This is a genomic window from Vibrio cidicii, assembly GCF_009665415.1.
In the GTDB taxonomy this organism is placed as follows: Bacteria; Pseudomonadota; Gammaproteobacteria; order Enterobacterales; family Vibrionaceae; genus Vibrio; species Vibrio cidicii.
The window spans coordinates 1,234,966-1,255,185 of record NZ_CP035921.1 but is presented as its reverse complement, the minus strand read 5'-3'; the positions used below and the strand labels follow the sequence as shown (position 1 = coordinate 1,255,185).

At 43.9% G+C, this 20,220-nt stretch carries 22 protein-coding genes, 1 tRNA gene and 1 pseudogene; 18 read left to right on the top strand and 6 right to left on the bottom strand.

Translation table 11 applies throughout. The features are described 5' to 3' along the window. Positions 1-1,071 (top strand): LPS export ABC transporter permease LptG, encoded by a 1,071-nt coding sequence (gene lptG / locus EWA64_RS06760; RefSeq protein ID WP_061894865.1) that lies wholly within the window; start codon positions 1-3, stop codon positions 1,069-1,071. A gap of 28 nt (positions 1,072-1,099) precedes the next feature. On the opposite strand, the gene EWA64_RS06755 is transcribed toward lptG, so the two are convergent. Further along, positions 1,100-1,573, bottom strand: coding sequence for an RDD family protein (locus EWA64_RS06755; protein ID WP_061894864.1), 474 nt, complete (start codon positions 1,571-1,573; stop codon positions 1,100-1,102). Positions 1,574-1,998: 425 nt separating this feature from the next. On the opposite strand from EWA64_RS06755, the gene EWA64_RS06750 reads away from it, so the two are divergent. The 8 genes from EWA64_RS06750 (at position 1,999) to EWA64_RS06715 (ending at position 8,567) form a co-directional block, all read left to right on the top strand. After that, a complete protein-coding gene (locus tag EWA64_RS06750; protein WP_065860332.1) occupies positions 1,999-3,264 on the top strand; it encodes a flagellin N-terminal helical domain-containing protein in 1,266 nt (421 codons plus the stop codon). Positions 3,265-3,676: 412 nt separating this feature from the next. After that, positions 3,677-3,761 (top strand) — tRNA-Leu (locus EWA64_RS06745). A 496-nt stretch (positions 3,762-4,257) separates the two neighbouring features. Further along, positions 4,258-5,250 (top strand): hypothetical protein, encoded by a 993-nt coding sequence (locus EWA64_RS06740; protein WP_061894862.1) that lies wholly within the window; start codon positions 4,258-4,260, stop codon positions 5,248-5,250. After that, positions 5,243-5,704: a Panacea domain-containing protein gene (locus tag EWA64_RS06735; RefSeq protein ID WP_061894861.1), complete on the top strand. Its 462-nt coding sequence runs from the start codon at positions 5,243-5,245 to the stop codon at positions 5,702-5,704. The genes EWA64_RS06740 and EWA64_RS06735 overlap by 8 nt, the downstream gene beginning before the upstream one ends. A 64-nt stretch (positions 5,705-5,768) precedes the next feature. Beyond that, positions 5,769-7,004: a tyrosine-type recombinase/integrase gene (locus tag EWA64_RS06730; protein ID WP_061894860.1), complete on the top strand. Its 1,236-nt coding sequence runs from the start codon at positions 5,769-5,771 to the stop codon at positions 7,002-7,004. 102 nt (positions 7,005-7,106) lie between these two features. After that, on the top strand, positions 7,107-7,490 hold the full coding sequence (locus tag EWA64_RS06725) for a hypothetical protein (protein ID WP_061894859.1): 384 nt from the start codon (positions 7,107-7,109) through the stop codon (positions 7,488-7,490). Between the two features lie 44 nt (positions 7,491-7,534). Beyond that, positions 7,535-8,035, top strand: a complete 501-nt coding sequence (locus tag EWA64_RS06720) for a hypothetical protein (RefSeq protein WP_061894858.1) — start codon at positions 7,535-7,537, stop codon at positions 8,033-8,035. Positions 8,036-8,135: 100 nt separating this feature from the next. Further along, the gene (locus EWA64_RS06715) at positions 8,136-8,567 is read left to right on the top strand and encodes a DUF2787 domain-containing protein (RefSeq protein WP_061894857.1); all 432 of its coding nucleotides are present in this window, start codon (positions 8,136-8,138) and stop codon (positions 8,565-8,567) included. A gap of 527 nt (positions 8,568-9,094) precedes the next feature. Here the strand turns inward: EWA64_RS06715 and EWA64_RS06710 are convergent. From EWA64_RS06710 to EWA64_RS06700, 3 genes are all read right to left on the bottom strand, one after another. Then, on the bottom strand, positions 9,095-9,553 hold the full coding sequence (locus EWA64_RS06710) for a hypothetical protein (protein WP_061894856.1): 459 nt from the start codon (positions 9,551-9,553) through the stop codon (positions 9,095-9,097). 229 nt (positions 9,554-9,782) lie between these two features. After that, a complete protein-coding gene (locus EWA64_RS06705) occupies positions 9,783-9,908 on the bottom strand; it encodes a hypothetical protein (RefSeq protein ID WP_255212448.1) in 126 nt (41 codons plus the stop codon). A 295-nt stretch (positions 9,909-10,203) separates the two neighbouring features. Next, on the bottom strand, positions 10,204-11,064 hold the full coding sequence (locus tag EWA64_RS06700; RefSeq protein ID WP_061894855.1) for a helix-turn-helix transcriptional regulator: 861 nt from the start codon (positions 11,062-11,064) through the stop codon (positions 10,204-10,206). 361 nt (positions 11,065-11,425) lie between these two features. On the opposite strand from EWA64_RS06700, the gene EWA64_RS06695 reads away from it, so the two are divergent. Both EWA64_RS06695 and EWA64_RS06690 read left to right on the top strand, forming a co-directional pair. Further along, positions 11,426-11,563, top strand: coding sequence for a hypothetical protein (locus EWA64_RS06695; protein WP_023585706.1), 138 nt, complete (start codon positions 11,426-11,428; stop codon positions 11,561-11,563). Positions 11,564-11,648: 85 nt separating this feature from the next. Further along, the gene (locus EWA64_RS06690; RefSeq protein WP_061894854.1) at positions 11,649-11,846 is read left to right on the top strand and encodes a hypothetical protein; all 198 of its coding nucleotides are present in this window, start codon (positions 11,649-11,651) and stop codon (positions 11,844-11,846) included. A gap of 99 nt (positions 11,847-11,945) precedes the next feature. Here the strand turns inward: EWA64_RS06690 and EWA64_RS06685 are convergent, their stop codons facing one another. Then, positions 11,946-13,253, bottom strand: a complete 1,308-nt coding sequence (locus EWA64_RS06685; protein WP_061894853.1) for a hypothetical protein — start codon at positions 13,251-13,253, stop codon at positions 11,946-11,948. A gap of 183 nt (positions 13,254-13,436) precedes the next feature. Here EWA64_RS06685 and EWA64_RS06680 point away from each other — a divergent pair, with 183 nt between their 5' ends. The 7 genes from EWA64_RS06680 (at position 13,437) to EWA64_RS06650 (ending at position 19,900) form a co-directional block, all read left to right on the top strand. Then, the gene (locus EWA64_RS06680) at positions 13,437-14,594 is read left to right on the top strand and encodes a site-specific integrase (RefSeq protein ID WP_244881496.1); all 1,158 of its coding nucleotides are present in this window, start codon (positions 13,437-13,439) and stop codon (positions 14,592-14,594) included. 10 nt (positions 14,595-14,604) lie between these two features. Continuing rightward, on the top strand, positions 14,605-14,784 hold the full coding sequence (locus EWA64_RS06675; RefSeq protein WP_005484891.1) for a helix-turn-helix domain-containing protein: 180 nt from the start codon (positions 14,605-14,607) through the stop codon (positions 14,782-14,784). Positions 14,785-15,158: 374 nt separating this feature from the next. After that, entirely contained in the window at positions 15,159-15,587 is a 429-nt protein-coding gene (locus EWA64_RS06670) for a hypothetical protein (protein ID WP_030000669.1), read from the top strand. A gap of 66 nt (positions 15,588-15,653) precedes the next feature. Then, positions 15,654-17,840, top strand: coding sequence for a DNA polymerase (locus EWA64_RS06665; RefSeq protein ID WP_244881494.1), 2,187 nt, complete (start codon positions 15,654-15,656; stop codon positions 17,838-17,840). Beyond that, positions 17,833-18,345 carry a hypothetical protein gene (locus tag EWA64_RS06660; protein WP_369435820.1) on the top strand — a complete coding sequence of 171 codons (513 nt, stop codon included), beginning with the start codon at positions 17,833-17,835 and terminating at the stop codon, positions 18,343-18,345. The genes EWA64_RS06665 and EWA64_RS06660 overlap by 8 nt, the downstream gene beginning before the upstream one ends. 169 nt (positions 18,346-18,514) lie before the next feature. After that, positions 18,515-19,183 carry a ribonuclease H family protein gene (locus EWA64_RS06655; RefSeq protein WP_061894851.1) on the top strand — a complete coding sequence of 223 codons (669 nt, stop codon included), beginning with the start codon at positions 18,515-18,517 and terminating at the stop codon, positions 19,181-19,183. Between the two features lie 96 nt (positions 19,184-19,279). Continuing rightward, the gene (locus EWA64_RS06650; RefSeq protein WP_061894903.1) at positions 19,280-19,900 is read left to right on the top strand and encodes a hypothetical protein; all 621 of its coding nucleotides are present in this window, start codon (positions 19,280-19,282) and stop codon (positions 19,898-19,900) included. A gap of 65 nt (positions 19,901-19,965) precedes the next feature. Here EWA64_RS06650 and EWA64_RS06645 read toward each other — a convergent pair. Next, positions 19,966-20,091, bottom strand: a pseudogene (locus EWA64_RS06645) (hypothetical protein); the annotation flags it as partial. Between the last annotated feature and the right edge of the window lie 129 nt (positions 20,092-20,220).

Below are 20,220 nucleotides of genomic sequence, written 5' to 3'. Positions count from 1 at the left end.
GTGTTCAAAATTCTAGACCTTTATATTGGTAGAACCATCGTTGCTACCACCTCTTTGGTTCTGGTGACCTTTGTCGGCCTCTCCGGCATCATCAAATATGTGGAACAACTACGTAAAGTCGGCAAAGGAGCTTACGATCTGTTGCACGCGCTCTACTTTGTTGTTTTGAGCATTCCACGCGATATCGAAATGTTTTTCCCCATGGCCGCATTACTTGGGGCGCTGATTGGCCTAGGCATGTTGGCATCTAGCTCAGAGTTGGTAGTGATGCAAGCGGCGGGATTTTCTAAGTTGGACATCGGCCTCTCAGTGCTGAAAACAGCGATTCCACTGATGTTGGTCGTGATGACTTTAGGTCAGTGGGGTGCTCCTGAAGCGCAGAAGCTAGCACGAGACTTACGCGCTTTTGCCCTTTCTGGCGGCAGCATTGTCTCGGTGCGCAGTGGGGTTTGGGCCAAAGATGCCAATGATTTCATCTTTATCGGCAAAGTGGATGACGATAAGCTGTACGGATTGAACATGTGGCGTTTTGATGCCGACAAAAAGTTACAATCGGTTATCTTTGCTGAAGAGGTGGATTACCAACAAAATAACCGCTGGTTGATGCGTTATGTACAAATCACCAATATGCAAGATGAGAAAGTGATTACTCAGCAGTCATTAGAGCAAATGGATTGGGAAACGTCCCTGGCTCCAGATAAGCTGGCGGTTGTCACCGTCAAACCTGAAGAGCTTTCTCTCAGTGGATTGTATGACTACGTCACTTATTTGAAAGCGTCAGAGCAAGATGCTTCTCGCTATGAATTAGCGTTTTGGCGCAAGATCACTCAACCTATCTCGATTGGGGTGATGATGTTGATGGCGCTGTCGTTTATTTTTGGCCCGCTGCGAAGTGTGACGATGGGGGCGAGGGTACTGTCTGGTGTGATTGCCGGATTCGCATTTTATATCTCCAGCGAATTTTTCGGCCCACTCAGCTTGGTCTACGGCATTTCCCCTGTATTTGGTGCCATTGCCCCCAGTATCGTCTTTTTAACTATCGCGGTGATGCTGCTCAATCGGAAATTATAAAAAATGGAAGGCCTCGGCCTTCCATTACTTATTTTGCCACAGGCAACACCACGACTTGGGTTTTTGCCCAAATATCATGGAACCCTCGCTTCTGAGGGTCAAAAGGCACAGCAAGGTTGGCAAGGCCAAAGGCAGAAGTGGCGATACGAATCAAGGCTTGAGTGGTGCTGATCATCGTCCCGTCTTGATTTCTTACCTGGATCTTCCAAGCGCGCATGCCCAGCGTTTGCCCTGCTCGGGTCCAGAAAAACACAAAGAAATAGACCCACACCGCCGCTAAGTAAAAGGTAAACATTGGGCTAAATATCGGATGTCTGCTGAGCAGATCCGCTGCATCGAGATATTCTCCATAGCTTAGTATTCCCATTCCATTTAAAGCGAACAGCACCGCCATCACCACGCCAGCAGCAATCATCTCTAGGGCAATAATCATCAGGGCATCATAAAAAAGCGCCGCAAGCCGGCGGAACAGGCCGGCAGGGGGTAACGTTGTTGTAGTCATAAATGCATCACTTACCGTTAAAATCGGGCGTCAGGATATAGTTCTCGCCATTGGAATAAAAGAGAGCTAACGCACACTGTGCTCATTTGTGGCGAAAATCTAGGCAAACGGTAATTATTTCAATCTTTTGCTCTTGCACAACCGAAAAGCTTACGTGTGATATCAAGCAGCGAAAGGCAATGGCCTAAAGATACCACAATTCTGAAGGAAGCGGAGTTTGATGACTGTGTGTAGTCAAGTGCATCTCCATTGTCATAAGACCAAGATGTGCAAATGAATACTCATATGGCAACTTGTTGCCGTGTAGAAAGTATGCATGTGAAATTTTTATCAATTCAGTGGTTGTAGTTGTTTTTATTAAGCGCTTACGTGCATGGCATACATGTTGCATTAAACTTGATAAACTCACTAGAACTATCAACGTCATGGCTTTAACTGTCCAATCTAATATTGTTGCTGCAGAGGCAAGAAACCGACTAAGAATCACAGAGAGTGACCTGACGAATTCAATGGCGAAGTTGAGTTCAGGGCAAAAAATCAATGTGGCAAAAGATGACTCTGCAGGCTTACAAATATCTAATCGTCTGAGTACACAAAGTCGGGGACTAGATGTTTCCATGCGCAATGCCAACGATGCTGTCTCTATATTACAAGTCACAGAGGGGGCTATAGCTGAGTACACCAGTAATGTTCAGCGAATTAGAGACTTAGCGTTGCTGTCGGTCAATGGAACCAATAGTCAAGCTGACATAGACGCCATTGAAAAAGAAATCCGTGCTCTTGGTGACGAGTTGCATCGTATTACTCAAACCAGTTCCTATGGTGACCTAAATTTACTTAATGGCACAAAAGAAAGTATTCGTTTTCAGATCGGATCGAAAGCGGGTGAAGCAATGCCATTTGAGTTCCCCAACCTTGATGCACTAAACAGCGAACGTTTTATTCGCACGACACCTTCGACTTATACGGGGGATCCCATTCCCCTTGGTTGGCGTACAGCTAAAGGCGATTATATTGATTTTCTCTTTATTAAAGAGAATGGAGAAAAAAAGACTCGAGTAGAGCTTCCTCAAGGACAAACTATCGAGGGGGTTGTCAATTACCTGAACAACCAGTTTGATGACAAAGTCCGTTTTTTTCTAACCGATCTTAGCGATGAAGATGGTGTAGAGAAGAACATTTTGTCTTATGCATACGAAAAAGGTTCTGATTATTCAAAAGCAGAGATATTTGGCATTGCAGGTGAACGTTTTGCAAATTTAACCAAACCAGATGGTTCTAGAGGGTACTTACTCAAGGGAGGAAATCCTTTTGTTGCATTCGGGTTGGACAGAAGTCTAACAGAATTGATCAATCACGACTTTGACCATATCGATGACTACGATCCTAATGACACTGACTTCATCAATGATCGAAATGCGTTGATCTACATGTGTGATTTAATCTTGCATCAAGTGAATAGTTTTCAAGGAAGTATTGGTAGCACTCAAAATCGATTAGAAAAAGCGATTAACAACCTTTCTAGCCAGGGCATTAACATTGATGCGAGCAACAGCCGTATCAAAGACACTGATTTTGCCAAAGAAGCTACGCAGATGGTGAAAGACCAGATACGTACTAATTCCACGACGAGTATGCTTGTGCAGGCGAATAGTTTACCGAAGAGTATATCTTCACTCTTAACGAACTGACCCAAAGTACCAACGGAGTGCAACTGACAACAAGGATTCGAACAGTGAACCTCAATGATTAATGCCGCTGCTGCTCAGTTCATTCAGACTCACATGCAGCGATTGAGTTGTTTTGGATAAGCTAATTGCAACAATGGGCGCAAATAAGCCACCACTCCTGAGGAAACGGAATTTGATGACGCTGTGCCACATAGAGTTAGGTTAAGATCTTATGTCTGCCTTAAAGTATATAAAGGCACCAAATCGGGCGTCAGGATATAGTTCTCGCCATTGGAATAAAAGAGAGCTAACGCACACTGTGCTCATTTGTGGCGAAAATCTAGGCAAACGGTAATTATTTCAATCTTTTGCTCTTGCACAACCGAAAAGCTTACGTATAATGCCAAGCATCGAAAGGCAATAGCCTGAAGATGCCGGTGTGGTGAAATTGGTATACACGACGGATTCAAAATCCGTTTCCTTCGGGAGTGGCGGTTCAAGTCCGCCCACCGGTACCATACATAGAAAGGTCGCTTATATAGCGGCCTTTCGTCGTTTTTGGCGTTTGAAAATATTCAACTTTTCAGGTGCTTATCTCAAACCTCCTTTCCTGCTATCGCCTCTTTTCTTACCAAAATAGACTCCCTTTATCCGCCTTGAAATTTCTCCCATGGTTCATATATGGTTCATCGCATGACGATTCTGTGCGCAAGGGAATCCTAGTAAATCCGACAAATGCTAAAAGCTGCCATCTCGCAAACCAGTATTAGCAAGGGCTCTGAGCTACCAGAACCATGGTACGACCATGGTGACTTTACGGTGCTATGAGGTTTTAGCTTTGCCTTTATGGAACAACTGATCGTTTTAATGGATAGCTGAAAAGTCAGTTTGAGATAGGCGGTTTTGCGGTGTGTGTAGTAAGCGCGTTGGGGATATATGAATTATCTACTAAAACTAAGATGGATCTAATACCATATGCAATTCAATTAAAGATGTAACCTTGTCGGTGGATAGATGAACTTGTTTAAACATTTTGGGTTTACTGAAAACTCTAGCTTGTTCAATAAGCTAGGATGCATGATTGATCAGGGGTTCTTTATTGTCTTAGCTGCAATTGGTACCGTGTTTTTAACGATCGGTGGTGCGTATGCAGGCAGTTATGAGTTTTGCATTGAGTGGGATAAAACAACTGGTTGGTGGAACTGCTTTAAGCTTATTTTTTGGAATCCAAATGCTAGTTTATTTTTTGGCAGTGCATCATTTCTTTTTGGTGCTCTAGGTACGTTTAAGGATCAATCTGCTCAAAATAAGAAAATGAGTGCATTGCAGGATGAAAACGTAACTCTCGTTGATACGAGGCAAGCATTGAATACGACTCAAGAGCAGCTTCAGGAAAGTAAATCAGAGCTTTCCAAGTTACATACTGATCTAGTGGAGACATGGCTACTGGGAGTCTGTAAGCACTTAGATTTGAATAGTAAAGAGAGAATAACTATTTATTATGAACATGATGAAGAGTTTTACTTGCTAGCAAGACATTCTAGAAACCCTCACTTTTCTAAAGTTCACAGACAGAAGTTTCCATTAAATCAGGGGGTTATTGGTCAAGCATGGCAGCATGATGTTTGTATTGAAGTTGAATGCCCCTCTTCTGAAAATCTCGATGCGTATAAGACTTTCATGAACCAAAAGTATGGGTATGATTTAAGCAAGTTAGAGTCCTTGACTATGAAAAGTTGTAGGTATGTAGCCAAAGCCGTATCTGATGCAGGGGTTCACATTGGAGTCATTGTTTTCGAGAGTGAAAGTGATGATTTTGTATCGCGAGAAGATGATGAAAAAATTAAGGAAATATTAGCTTACTGCGAAGAACACCAAAGTCAGATTGCCAAATTTGTGCGAGACGGATTTAAATACAGTAAAGAAATTAACTTAAAGTCCGAGAATCAAGTACAATCAGTAGAAGATGATTTTTTAGAACTGTTAAATGGAGGTAGCGATGAATAAAATCCAACAAATTATTGCTTACATTTGCCTTCATTATCCTCATCCATCAGAGCTATCGAAAGCGAGGCTTACCAAGTTAGTTTATCTTGCTGATTGGTTTTCATCGGTTTCTGAAGGTGAACAAATGACGGATATTGAGTGGCTATTTAACCACTATGGTCCGTATGTCGATGATGTTGTGGATGCGGCGCAAGGTCGCCGTGGTTTTCGCATTGACCATGAACAAACAATGTATGGTACATCAAAGTATGTAATTTCCTTCCACGGTGATGAAGATGACATTGAACTCTCAAATAGAGAGAAAGACATACTTGATGCTGTTATTAAAAAGACTAAAAGTATGTACTTCAATGAGTTTGTAGACTTTGTTTACTCAACTTATCCTGTGCGGAGCCGAGAGCGCTATTCAACTCTTAATTTAGTGGGCTTAGCTGAACAGTACAAAGCAAGTTAATGAAATAAAACCAGTATCTTACATATATTATTTACTAGCTTAATAATTATGTAAGGTACTGATTATGAATAGTAAAACCCGTCTGACGGTACCCTTCCTCAACAACCTTAAACCCAATCCGACTAACGCTAAATCCACCGATTACGAAGTTAATTTATCCGCTATGAAAGACTCTGGTTTACCTACTGGCGTTCGCTGCTTAGTGGGTAAGTCTGGTGGGAAACGCTTCCTGCTGCGTTATACCAGTCCGGTAACAGGTAAGAAGGCATCTATTGGTCTTGGTAGGCATCCTGAAACAGACCTCGCCACATTACGCAAAACAGCCAAAGAGTATCGCCAGCAAATTATAGAAGGCGTTGATCCCAAGCTTGAACGTGACAATCAGACTACCGAGAAGACGATGACTCTGGAACGGTTCTTTGATGAAGTGTACCTGCCACTGGCTAAACAGAAACGCAGTTGGAAGGACGACGCAGCGCGATTTCGTTTAGCAAAATCGATACATCATATCTCGATTCACGACCTAACCGCCGCAGATATCATCAAAGTCCAAATGGAGATGCAAAACGCCGTTACGATTAAAGGCAAACCTTATGCTCCCGCTTCGATAAATCGTGTTTTAGCTCTGCTCAAAACGATCAATCGTCAGGCATACAAGTTGATGGACGCGCCGCTTATCGCGGACAAGGTGAGCTTGTTGAAAGAAGATAACGTGCGAACTGGGTACTTGTCTGAATCACAGCTAAAGGAGTTCATAGGTCACGCTCTGAACCATGAAGACAAAAGTATTGGCGCGTACCTAGCTTTGCTGTTTTTGACTGGCGCGAGGGATAAGGAACTGCGTTTGCGCTTGAAATCCGATGTGAATTGGGAGGATAAAACACTCACTATTCCACATACGAAAAACGGTACTAGTCACGTTTTATTCCTAAGTGATTACATGCTTGATATTTTGAGGTCGGTGCCTCATGTGGCGAATAATCCGTATCTCTTTCCTGGACGCAAAAAGGGTAAACCAGTAGGGCAACCTAGGCATGCTTTCAAAGCTATCAAAACCAAGATGGGACTGCCCGACATACCCGGTGATAAAGCGAACCTAACCCTGCATTCAGCTCGTCATACGGTTGGAAGTTTGTTAGCTAGCCAAGGAGTCTCGTTACACGACATAGCCAAGCAGCTCAATCACGCTGACCTGTCATCAACAAGGCGCTACTCAAAATTGACTGTAGGGCGTAGGAGGGAGATTGGCTCTCGATTGTCGGATATGGTGACTGCGAAGCCAGAGATACGTTGGGAATGAAGAAGTTAGGTTTAACCAGTTGATTTAGAAATGACATTAGAAAAGCCCCTGTTTAGCGATGAGCTAAACAGGGGCTTTTTCATTATTAAACGGAGATTAGAAATGAAAACAGTAAACAAGTTTGAAGACATTCAATCACTGCCAATGCCGGATGGTGTGAAAGCAAAACTGCTAGAGCACCTGATAGAGCCATTCGGTGATGAAGAAAGCACAAAAACGTTTTGGGATGAGGTCGGTACGACCTTGTACTTGATTGAGGAAGGGGATACGAATGAAAAACTGAGTGAACAATCTGAGGAAGATCTGCACTTCCTTCGCTTTGTCACTAATTACCCTGAATGGGTGTTGTTGTTAAACGATGATGCCTGTCCTTGGCTATTAGCGGTTGCCATAGTGACCATGGAAGGTTCTGGCGTGTATTGCTGTGCTCCTATGAACAGTCCCACGTTCCCTGTCGCCAAGTTAGCTGACCAAGCTGAATCTTAAAACCAAATTAAACCTGAACAATTCCATCTTAAAGGAGGTGTCCAATGGCACGTAAATCAAACCAACAACAAGAAACGGTTCAACCTGAAATCGTAGAAGGCAATGAACAAGTCACGGTCACTGTCGATCAACCAGTAGACCATTTCACTAATATCGTGCGCGAGGGTAAAGCGAAGAAGTTAAGTCCGAAAACGGAGAACCACGTGTTCTATCAAATCGCCTTACATAACAAGGAAAACGAGCTCTATATCCGCATGTCGGGCAATGAAGGTGGCGGTCTACACAGCAAGGAATGGATCCCACTTAAAGATATTACCGCTGTTCTGGATGTGCAGGGTGATAAGCCGTTCAAGAGTTCTGTGCTGAAGTGTGTGTTTTCTGGACAGTCAGCGAACAACGCTGGTTTTATGGCTGCTTGTTGCAGGGGGCTTGGTCTTATCATCCAGTCAGAGAAATCGGTGTTTCTCCACGTTCTAGCACCTGACTACGAGCAACGTCGTGATGAACTCCTGTCATTAGTGGGCGGTGAAACCGAAGCCAAATAACTCCAAATCCACATCAATCCTTACCCATTAAGCCAATTCTGGCTTTCATACCGAGCACTTAACAAGAGTGCATCCCTAACAAACTAAAAGAGATTTTATTATGAACTTAACTTTTGACGTTGAGCGATTACTGCTGCCTGTCAGTGTCGATCTTCAAGATGCTTTAAACCGAGTGATCAGCGAATCAGGCAAATGGACACCTATGATCCAATCGGTCGTATTTAACTTCCGAGATTCATCTTATAGTTCGGAAAATGGCGGTTGGCACCCTGTTGAAATCAGGCTTGTCCGCCTCTATGACCAGTGGATCTTTGATTACATCACTGACTTTGCGTATTGCGGTGGTCCTTATCCCGAACTGGTTAAAGAGGTGGATTTTAACTTCTCATCTGGAACAGCGAGTTTTTCCTATGTTCCAGAACTGCCGATAACAAGTAGTGAGGTAATGGAGTTCTACTCGATGTGGGAGTCCAACTTTCTCAGCTACGTCGAAATGGGCGTGTTCGATGAGATAAAAGTCACGGTGGATTAGTCCATCAGCAACAAACCAAGTAGAAAGCACCATGTATGTACCATAAAATAGTCAACTCACTTCCTAGTGACACTAAGGCTTCCCATTGCTCCATGTTAATCATGGTGTGATGGGAAGCCTTTTTCATTGGTGCAAGTTTTAGCAACGTTTACCCAATCCGTTGCCTTCGGGATTCAGAGGGGATGGCGTTGCTGGATTGCAATGGACTGTGGAAACACCAAGGAAGGGAGTCTTAATTTTAACGAGTTTGGTTGGTTTACACTGGTGTTTTGTTATTAAAAGCTCCCATTGCTATGTCGAAGCAATGGGAGCAGTAAGGGACGGGAAGCCTATAGAAAATACCGAGAGAATGATTTGTCTGATGCTATCTCTGCAACTAGGGATAAAGGCTTGCCTATTATGCGACGAGAGGCGCCCCTTAATCTTATGTTCGTAGTTTGGCGCGAAAACTTGGGTATTTTCAACGTTGCCATACGAAATGACAACTTATCCAATTTACCCCCAGTACAAACAGAATTAGGTATAACTTACTGGCTTAGTTCGTCCAGTAGAGACAACCCTAGCTGATACTTGTCATCTAGTGCAGATGGGTGAACATGTCTCTTTATATTTGGTAGAGAGTTCAGGTAGCTGAAGAATCCGGAAGTGGTCATAGGATATCCAGGCTCAAAATATTCTTCCTCATCATCCCCAAATGAAAACCAATGACAAAGCATGACGAGGTCTTCTTTCTCGTAAACAACCGCAGATGTGCGTGACTTTTCATGGTCGCTGTAAGCTAGAAATTCAATGAAGATAACTTCTTGGCTTTCTGGGTTTTCCAAATGCTCTTCTGCCATCTGAATCGAGTAGTGATCCGACTCTGCGAAAAACATTTGAGTTCCCATTGTTGCTTCATGTCCCCAAGCTGCTGCCGCACACTTGGCAATTTTCTCACTTTGACAGTCGTTAAGTAGATGCTCTGTTTTATTGAATGAAATAGACATGTTTTTGTACCTATTTTGTTTTGGTTTCGATACGCGGATTAAACATGCTTCACTTATAAAACACTAGTCTAACTGATGGATTTATAACGATATTCGTGAATGGATTGACACAAATGAACTTTTACTCAAATTTTTCACCTATTTTCAGAAGCTAGTTAAAACAGGTTAGGTGTAACAAAAGGAACTTGTCACCGGAATCTATAGTGACAAGTTCAATTCATGGCTCTGTTTATCCAGTCATCATACCCAGTAGATAGCCAACGGCGGTGAAGCTTAACAAGTTAGCGATATCAACTAGGTAAAAATACGGACTGGACTGAGTGATTTGGAGCAGAGTTCGTGCATCAGACATCATGGTTATACCCCTATTTAATTGCAGCTTCCTTCGGAACTATTTTAGTGTTTTCTAATTAATGCTGAAAAACGGCATCATTTTGAGTTTTCCCTTTCGTGGTATCGGTTTGAGGCTTCGCTAAATCACCCCTTTCCCTTATCTCACATAGGTAAGCTCAAAATCGGTACATAGTGGCAAGTTGATGGTTAGGACGGTCGCTCTCGGCGCAGTGAAACGACATTATGTCGTGGTGCTTTGTTGTCATGTAGCTGTGCTTCTAGAGGGAATGCTAGGGCGTCACTTATTAACGTGGCAACTACTTGTAACGATCCAATGTCGCGTGGAGATCGCGTATAAGTTCAAGCTTAAGGCTGACTGGGGAAAGCACCTCGACTTGAGGTATCCAAGACTTCAACAAAGGCAAGATATCGCTCAATCTTGATACTCGACTGCTAACTAGCAAACTACCGTCACTCAGTTCTTTCAATAGCTGCTGGTGAGGGAGAATCGTTCTTTCAAGAAAGCGCGGGGCAACGTCCCTGTCAACCTGTACAAGTACTTCAGCATTATCGGGAGTTAACCACTCCATCCCTTGTCTGTGTATCTCCTCGTGGACCTTTTGACTGGGTTTGTATTTATCTTCCCGTAGGTGAATCTGTGAAATATTTCGCAATCGGTACGAATGTAACTGGTCACAGTAGGTTGCGGCGAGATACCAGATGCCCCTGTCATTGACCAGCCGATAACAGTGGACAGATTCAAACGGTTTTTCATTGTAGTTAAGGTCAATGACCACTTGAGCAGCGATGACTTCGGTCAGTTGCTTAAACAGTGCATCGAATTTGTCAGTTCGTTCAGAGCGTGGGTTCTTAAACAGAACAGGTGCGTGACCATTGAGCTTGTAGTGTTTAGGCAATAGTTCGGACAAACCAATATCGTACAGCACTTTATTGATGTTTAAATTGCCCTGACTTCGAATGATCGGGTCCAGTCGATAACCCTCATTGGTGCGGATAATCGGAGCGTTGACGAGCCTTTCATTGAAATCGCGTCTCAGGGTTTTCTCGCTTACCTGATAATCCGCGACCAACTGCTCAGGGGAGAGCACCTCTCCCATAAACAATCTCGTCAATATGTCACCTAGCCTTAAAGCTAGCTTTTCACTCTTATCGCTCATGCTACTAGCGTACGGTTTCCTCCGGACAGGTTGAGGGCAAAACATTTTTAAATGTTTCTAACCGTCACGCACTTAGATTTGGCATAGCTTTCATTGGATAAGGCAGGGCAATGACGATGCCTATTTTCACACTCATTCTGCGGTCTTGGACATATCCTGTCCGAGCGCAGTGGGATACTACACAACGTAGATTTACTACAACGTCAATTAAAGGAAACAAGTAATGCAAGTGACATTCATTAAGCCACTTACGGCATCAGGTTATTCATGCCGCTCTTTAGGTTGTCCCGGTTGGGTCAGTAAGGGCGGATCATGTGATACATGTGGCGCAATGGATTACAGCTAAGAAGGAGTATTCGTTATGGGCGGTTGGACAGAAGACCAAGGTGACTATGATGATGGCACAGAAGATTCTGGCTTCAGTCAGGACTTCGACATGGAGCCGGGCGACGATGGTTGGCTTGGTGGCGACTTCATGGCTGATGATGACGATGACTAAGTCCCATCATTAAATTTGGCTTATCAACAAGGGCGATATCGAAAGGTATCGCCCTTTTCTGTATCTATAGAAAAGGAAAAACAGTATGGCAAAAACACATTTTCATTCTAACCCTCAGCAGCGCTGGTTTAAGCCTAGCTCGTCAATAGGTGTTCGATTCGCGAAGTACGGTGCCACACTCGGTACCCGCTATGGTCCCCAAGGGGTCGTGATTGGCGGGGCGCTCGGGTTTGTCGCAGGTGCATTAATCGGAGGCGCGTTGGATGAGCTAGATGTTATCTAGTGAAAAAGTAGAGGCGCAACCGCCTCTACTTTTTTCTTTATCGTAACTTATGGGAAGTGATTTCCCTTTGTCTCGTTGGACTTTTTCCTCTGTGTTCATTTAGTCCGTTGGGGAATTAATACCATTCTTAATTTCACACGGCCACGTGAGCAAGATAGGTTTCGTTTTATATGCTTGAGGTCTTTCAATGAACATTTTGGGTGTAACGATATCGTGAAACTCTGTCAGCGAGAGCGATTGGTGCATACGTTGCAAGATATACCTTATGCTGCGTTTGCCGATATGTCCCTCCGATGTTGAGAGCTTTACGTTACATGTGTGAATTTTTCTTTGTCTAACAATTGTGTGTTTTTTGTCAGGTAACGATGGATCCCAAAAGTTGAACTTATTGAATAATATCTGACCAGTAAACGGGTTAGGTACGTCTTGCTGAAAGTCTTGCTCGATGGTGGCTTTATATTTTATTCGACTTTTGTCACTAATAACGAGTTCGAGCGTTAATTGACTACGGTTTTTAATTGCATACACTGAGTAAGTGCTGTCACTACTACCAAGATATTTGTAGAGCGGATTTAGGTTGGTAATTTTGAACGGGATGTATTTGATACTTTTGCTTGGTTTTACCAAGAGATAGATAAGGTACGTGCTCTGTTCGTCGTCTTTCTCGTCAGTTTCGCCACGCGTATCGTCATAATAATCTAAGTAATTATGAGTGGTTGTCTCAATCTCTTTGCTTTCTTTGGTATCAGCTTTACGATCTTTGTTATCAACCTCGTCGTTAATGGTGTTAAAGATAACGAGTTTGGCATCTAAGAGCTGTTTGTTAGCTACTTTATTGGTACTTGGTTGACCAATATGTTTTTTGTAGAACTTGAGATTCGTTTCTATTAGGTGCTTTTCTGCTGGTGGTGATGCTCTGCGTACGGCTTCAAGAAGCAGGTGATGGCTTTCTTCTTCATACTTTCGCTCGGTTGAAATGAAGTTTCCCAAGAGCTGGATAAATTCTCGGTTTTGTTTATACCAGGGTGGGAAGTCTAGAATATCTACCGTGATTGGCATCTCTATATATTGGTATGCCTCGTCTTTACTGCTGTCCAATTCTACAATGCTGCTCTCGATTAAAGTGAGCGCAATTCTTTTCTTGTTTGACAATTCTTTCAATGGCTTGAGCGTTTTAATGTGCTTAGTTTTATAAGTGGAATGTGCGGAACGCTTTGGGAACGACTGGTGTAACCCTGCTTTTTTAAAGGCACTTTCCAATGCTGCGGTAGCTTTATCAGGACTGAAGCCAAATAGCCGCTGTAGGGTAATGATGAGCAAGTGCTTGTTATGAATTGATAAGGGTTTAGCTTTTGGCGTGAAAAGGTAAACCGTTTTTTCATAGAGTACGGGTTTTCTTCTAGGCATATTAAATCAAACAAAATGGTTCCTTAATCTGTGCATACTAACGAGTTAATCTCTTTGTATGAACTCTTTTTTCTTACGGTGCATCATATTTTATGGTCTGTAGAGGGAGTCGTGTGGTCGGCACTCTTCGGTCAGTGTCACCTTAATCTTTGCTCACGATTTACTTATACGGAGTGAGATATTGTGAGTACTACACCGATAGAAATGAACCAGAAGGTACTCAATGCGTTGCCTCGTCCTGCTAAGGGCGAGCAAGGTGTTGAGTATCCTTGGAAGAAAAACCCCCGATTGCGCGTACTTGTGACCGCGACGAGTACGCGTTGGATAGTTCGCCTTGGCTGGAAGGGAAAGCGTTACTACGAGTCGTTTGGGACTTACCCCGAAATGAAGTTTGCTGAATTCAATCAGTTGGCTTACCAATTTATCGCTGATGTTCAGTCTGGGGCATACCAGAAGGGGGCGCGTTTGACGGTTCAGCAGTTCTTTGATGACGTTGTACTTCCATACAGTCGTAATCATCACCGCGATTCTAAGACCTTTTTATCCCGTTCTAAGCGCGTAATGGCTGCGTTTGGTAAAGAGCGTGTTACGGACGTGACTCGCCGTGATGTTGAGCGTTTTCTCAATTCACTTACTGACTTAAGTCATGCGTCCATTAACCGTTATCACGCCTTCTTGTCGAAACTTTTTTCGATGGCGGTTGAGCACGAGATTATTGATAAAAGTCCAGTAAAGGGCGTTAAAAAACGGGTGGAGAACAATGCGAAAGACCGAGTGTTGTCCTCGAAAGAAGCGGAAAGCTTTTGTCGTCATGCGTGTGCTGAGCCGAACTTTCTACATGCGAGTGCGCTGATGTTGAGTTTGTTGACAGGTATGCGCATTGGCAACGTGATGAGTTTGACTCGATCTATGCTTGCCGATGATCTTTCTTCTGCGCTCCTGCCGATGACGAAATCTGGTAAATCGCAGCGAATTTATTTCTCCGAGCCTGCAAAACGCCTGATCCGTAAATGTCTCAAAGTGTCGTTCAATGATTGGGTGTTCCCCTCGTTAAAGAGCCAAGGCGAGCATATTGCCTACCCACGCGCTTGTATGGAGCGCATTCAGCAAGCCATGAAGCAAGAAGGCTGTCTGGACGCACCTTTTACTATCCACGATCTTCGCCGCACTTACGCAACCCAAATGTTGATTGCAACGAACGATATTCGTCTCGCGCAGCAAAGTCTTGGTCATTCTAATGTGAATGTGACCGAGCGTTATGCCTATTACCAAAACACCCATCTAGCGCAAGCCTCTCAGCAGACCGTTGACGCTATGCTACCCAACTTACAAATCGATTAAGGAGTTCGATATGTCCAGAGTACTAACTATTGAAGAATTTGCTGAAATGTACGGCTTAAACCCGGCAACCGTGCGAACTAATGTAACTCGCAACCCTAAAAGCTTACCGCCAGTGATGCGTATAGGTCGCAGTGTGCGCTTCTTGCGTAGTGAGGTTGAGCGTTGGGAAAAAGAGATGACAATGCATTAACACAGTAATATTTCTCAATACAGATAAAAGCCCAAAGGCGTCCGGTAGGACGTCTTTGGGCTTTTTAGTATCTGCCTATAAAAATCAAACAAAAGTGTACCTAACCTTGATCTTTTTACTATCACAACCTTGACGAGTGATATTTCTTCTAGTGCCTTTCGTGACTTAGGTTCTGCGCTAAATCTTCGCTGGACTTTGAGCGACGAGTTAATTGTTTTGTGGCTTGTCGACTCGATTCTCTTCTTAGTTGAGTGCTTTCTTTCATCCCTAATATGAACCTCAGCAACGCAGCGATTCTCTCGCTTAGTTGTTTTCGAGGGGGCAGCGAGCTTCTTCGCTGCTCTTTAACAATTTAAATGATTTGAGGTATCAAAATGAGTAACTCTATTTTTGTGCGTACTAACTCTGGTGTAGCGAATGTGTTTGGTGGCAAAACGGTTCTTCCGTCTGAAGATCTGCTGCTTATTCTGGGTGCAAGAGGCAATCTAATCGTTGCTGAAACTGGTGAAGAGGCTGAGTCATTGTTTAAACAGGTATCGAAGAAGATGAAACCTGAGAAGAATAAATGCTTCATGTTAGAAAGCGGTGGCTGGATTCATGCAGATACGGTTGGCGGTGCTTTCATCTCTCCAAAGTCGGGTGCATTGTTGATGACGGTGGTAAACAGTGACAACTTGCTTGCTATGTTTACGCCTGAAGAGTTCAGTGACCTCGAAGGTTTGCGTGACGCGATTACAGAAGCCTTACTGACGTACAGTGAGGGTAATGACCTGCCTAAGATTGCTTGGTCAGACTTTAAGTAATCATCATTGTAAACCTTGCAAAAAGACGCCTTAGTGCGTCTTTTTGCGTTTCTGGAGAGTAGTTATATGAACGAAACATATGATTGGTTAGAGCAGTCTTCTGACTTAAGCATGGACAATCTAGCAACATCCGGTTGGACTGAAGAAGCGGTAAGTGCTTGGGGGGAAGCTCAACCGAGTGAGCCTGCTTCTTTTGATGGCGTAAAGCGCAAAGCTAAATCCATAGTGCTCCGCAAACCCAAAAAGAAGAAGCAAACCAAGCGTAAAAAGCGAAAGGCAACACCGTTCTTTGAACGTCCCGTGATAGCCATGGATACTGAGTATGTAGAATCTAAATGCGGAGGCTACAACCGTATCTTGAGCTACCAATTCGCGGTTCTTTTCGAGGGTAAGTTATCAACGATTATCTTGTTCCCTGAATCAACCAAAAAATCGGGACGACTAGCACTGGACAAATGCTTGGTTCAGGCTATCGAAAAAGCGATGGAAGATGAAGTACTTGATAAGTGGCCGACTGACATCATTTTGTGTGCTCATTGGCTATCGGCTGATTTGTTTAACTTCAGCCAAGCTTTTGACCAACTCAAGACACATGTCAAAGGTTTACGTAAGACGGTGGCGAGTCTTGATGACGTATACGGACTGGAACTTGATAAAGTCATGTCTCGACGTATCGATAAAGAGCCTCTCAATGTTCACGACAAATCCCGCAACCGACACACCTTGTATATCACGTTCTACGACACCATGCTGCTTTCGCCCAATGGATCGTCACTAGCCTCTGTCGGAGAGCTATTGAAGATTCCAAAGGTAGAAATTCCAGAGCCGTACTCTATCTCTCGAATGGATGAGTTTCTGGAAGCACAACCGGAGAAATTCGCTGAGTATGCAATTACTGATTCAATTATCAGTGCTCGTCATTTCGAGCGGGTTTCTTCCTTCTGTCAAAATACACTCGGTCTAAATTCGGTTCCGTTCACCATCGGCGGTATCGCCGTTAAAGCCTTTGTGAATAGCTTAGAGGATAAGCGCGGTTATCGTGGTTTGTTTGGCTTTGAGAAGGTGACTAAAGAAGTGTGGCCTTCTGACCGAAGTAAACCGCTAACGATAACTCGTGATGTGCCTGTAACGGCTCGCATGACGTTGGAAAACTTTGCTACCCAGTGTTACCACGGTGGTCGCAACGAGTCATTCATCGCTGGCCCGACAGATATTGATACATGGCAAGATTATGATGTTCCATCATGTTATAGCTCAATTTGTCTAGGTTTACGCGAGTTGGCGCACGATCAGATGTACATGACCAGAGATCTGAAAGAGCTGTTTGGAGACAAATGTGCTCTGGCGTGGGTGGAGTTTAAGTTCCCTGAACATACTCGATTTCCAAGCTTAGCCGTGCGCTCTGAATATGGATTGATATTTCCGCTATCGGGTGAGACGCACTGCACTGGTCATGAACTTGAAGTTGCTTATAACCAAGGTGCGGAAATTACCATCAAGCAAGCGTTTGTAGTGCCATGGAAGAATGATAAACGAATCTTCGAAGACTTCATGCGTTGGGGTCGAGAACGCCGTAAGTCATTCGTTAAAAATAGCTTTGATGAAAAGTTGACCAAGGAGATGTTAAATAGTTGTTATGGAAAGCTAGCTCAATCGTTGCGCCCAAAGAGGTCGTTCGATATCCAAGCTGGTTACTCCACGCAACTACCACCATCCACTCTAACCAACCCTTTCTTTGCTGCCTATACCACAGGGCTTGCTCGTGCCTTATTAGGGGAAATGTTACATAACATCCCCGATGACAAGGTTGTTGTTTCAGTGACGACAGACGGCTTCCTGACTAATGCTGATCTGAATGAAATAGACTTAAAAGGTCCTATTTGTCAGCGGTTCCGAGAGCTCTACCACCGTATAGACCCAACTGGCGGTGAAGTACTAGAACTCAAGCATCAAGCGAAGCAACTTATCGGTGCTAAGACTCGTGCTCAGTACACCGTTATCGAAAGTGAAGGCTATGAGCCGATACTGGCTAAAGGTGGCGTTAAAGTCGATCCAACCATCAATGACCAAAGTGCTTATATGGTGGATAAATATTTAACCCGTAAACCAGGAGACAAAGTTGATGGTAGCTACCTGACACCGAACCGGATGCGCTTTTTAGAGCATAAGGATCTGATGTTGGAAAAAGCGGTCTATCTTCCTGAACATGGAGTTCGACCAGAAGCGAGAACTATTGAATCCGGTGATGATTGATGTGCAAGGACGTAAGCATATCGCGCTTGAAACCAAACCACACAAGTCGTTGGATGAGATGCTGTTTACAAGATTGCGCTTTGATCGCTGGCGCAAGTCCCATGTTCTAAAAGATGTTGATGATTGGTGCTCATGGCAAGACCGTTTGGTAATGGCAGAAAGCACGAGTCACAAGGACCTGCGTTTAAAGGCTGATGAGACTTCGGATAGCTTAATGGCTCGCTTATTCTTGCGTTTCTACGCGCAAGAGCAAGGTGGTATGAGCAAGAAGCAGATTAGCGCTAAAGCATTAGCTGAGTGGATGACCGATATTGGCTATCCAACCAAAGCGACCGCAGTACGTAGTGCTAAGAATACCAAATTGATTGAAGGCGCTGTACCGATGACAGAGCTGACCATCAACTTAGCTCGCTTAATAGTCTGGAAGTTTCCTGACTTCGAAGTTGAAATCCTCTTCAACCCTGAATCTCGTTCCTCACTGCGAGAAGCTCTCAACGCCCGTTGAGATCGTAAATATTGACCTATCGAAAGCCCTTATCTCAAAGGGCTTTTTTACATATCAACCATTGCACCGTTGGGGATATAAGAAACCCAACCTCACACGCAATGACATTTATTCAAATTCACAGCCGTCATTCCGGCGGCTAACTCAATAAAATTTAAGGAGCATTATTATGTCTAATCAAAAATTTAACTTTTACGCATCGGTAAATAACAACATAGCTCGTATCGTAAAAACATGGACTGAATGTAAGAAAATTATTGCTAACCCCGGTGGTAAGAAGAAGGGGGCTTTCACCTACAAACAAGCCGAAGAATACTTGCAGGAGTTGGTGGTTGAACGTGATGCTCGCCTTGCGCGCAGTAAGCCCAAGAGAAATCGATACAGTAGTTCTCGACCAAAAGAAGATTTAAGCTTTTTGAGTACTTTAGCAGCAAGACCTACGAAAAAGACCATTACCTGTAAGCTTGGTGTTGGCGGTAAGGGTTCGACGGTTTCGGTTGTAGGTGGTGACACGCAAATATTTGAAGTTAAGAAACCTACAGTTTCGGCAATGCGCTACCAGCTCTGTATGAACACACTAAACATCGCTAAAAGTTTGCTAGATCAGGAGGTGAGTTCTATCGAGATTATAGGGATGGATGCCGCGACGATAAAAACCCTCACTGAATGGGCACCTAAATGGGAGCAACAGAACTGGGTGAAGCCTAACGGACAGCCGAGACCAAACGCAGAACTGGTGCGCGACATGCTGGCGTTGTATGAGCAGATTAAATCTAAGGTCAGCTTCGGCGATGGTATAGCTCAAAAAGCTCCTGTAGACGATGATGCACCGTTTTAAGGTCTATTTAGAGTAGTGACCATGCAGAGGTCGTCTGGCTTGTCCAGGCGGCCTCTGTGTGGTTTTATGCTTAGCAAATTGAAAAGTGATAACTATATGAAAAATATCTATGAAATTGAGGGAGTTGAGTTCCCTTCCCGAACAGCTGCTGCGCGTCACTATGGCTTGAACCCCAAGCTGGTTAATGAGCGCGTTACTAAGTTCGGGTGGAAACTAGAGCAAGCCCTTGAACTAGAAGCGCGCCCTAAAGGTGACTACCGCAAGAAAGTTGTTATAGATGGCACTGAGTACTCAAGTATGCGACAAGCGGCTAGAGAGCTAGGTGTGGCGCAAAGTACGTTAATGAACCGCATAAAGGCTGGTATATCTGTAGAGGAAGCGCTGTCTGCTGCACACACCGAGCGTGAGAAGTTAAAGGGTCAGTCCAAATCTATGTTCTACCAAGGTAAGCTCTATCCGTCTGCGCGCCATTTGTTGCTTGCTAATCCCGCGCTGGTTGCTGGTGGTGATTTGGGTAAAGCCGTTACCTCGCTAAATGACAAGGCTCGTCGAGCTAAGAATAAGGGTGAGGTTCGTAACCTATCGTTGGATCAAGTTACTGCTGAATATGGCTTAGCGAAAATTGGGTTTACTGATGAGTTTGATGGCTTTGTTGCGCAGTTAGTTGATCTGGTTGGTGAAGCGGCTTTGACCGAGCTGTTCTATGAGCTGAAGTAGTCGATAGCATGGTTTTTTTAAGGCCGCAGTTGCGTAAGGTGACTGCGGCTTTCACTCACCTTTTTTTACTTATTTTCTCTAATATAACCATCTATGAATGCTAGAAAACCTTCTTCAGATAGACCTTTTCCTTGGAGTGGTTTTGGCAGATTTGACCAGTTTACATAATTTAACTCGCGAGATTTTGCTGTGTTCCATGCTTTCGTACAAAAGTGCGCAGTTCATGTTTGCCAACTGTTATATTATGTCCTACATTGAACATGGCCCATTAAATTCAAGGTGTTTGCCGATATTTGTTTCAAGTCAATGATGTAGTCGAA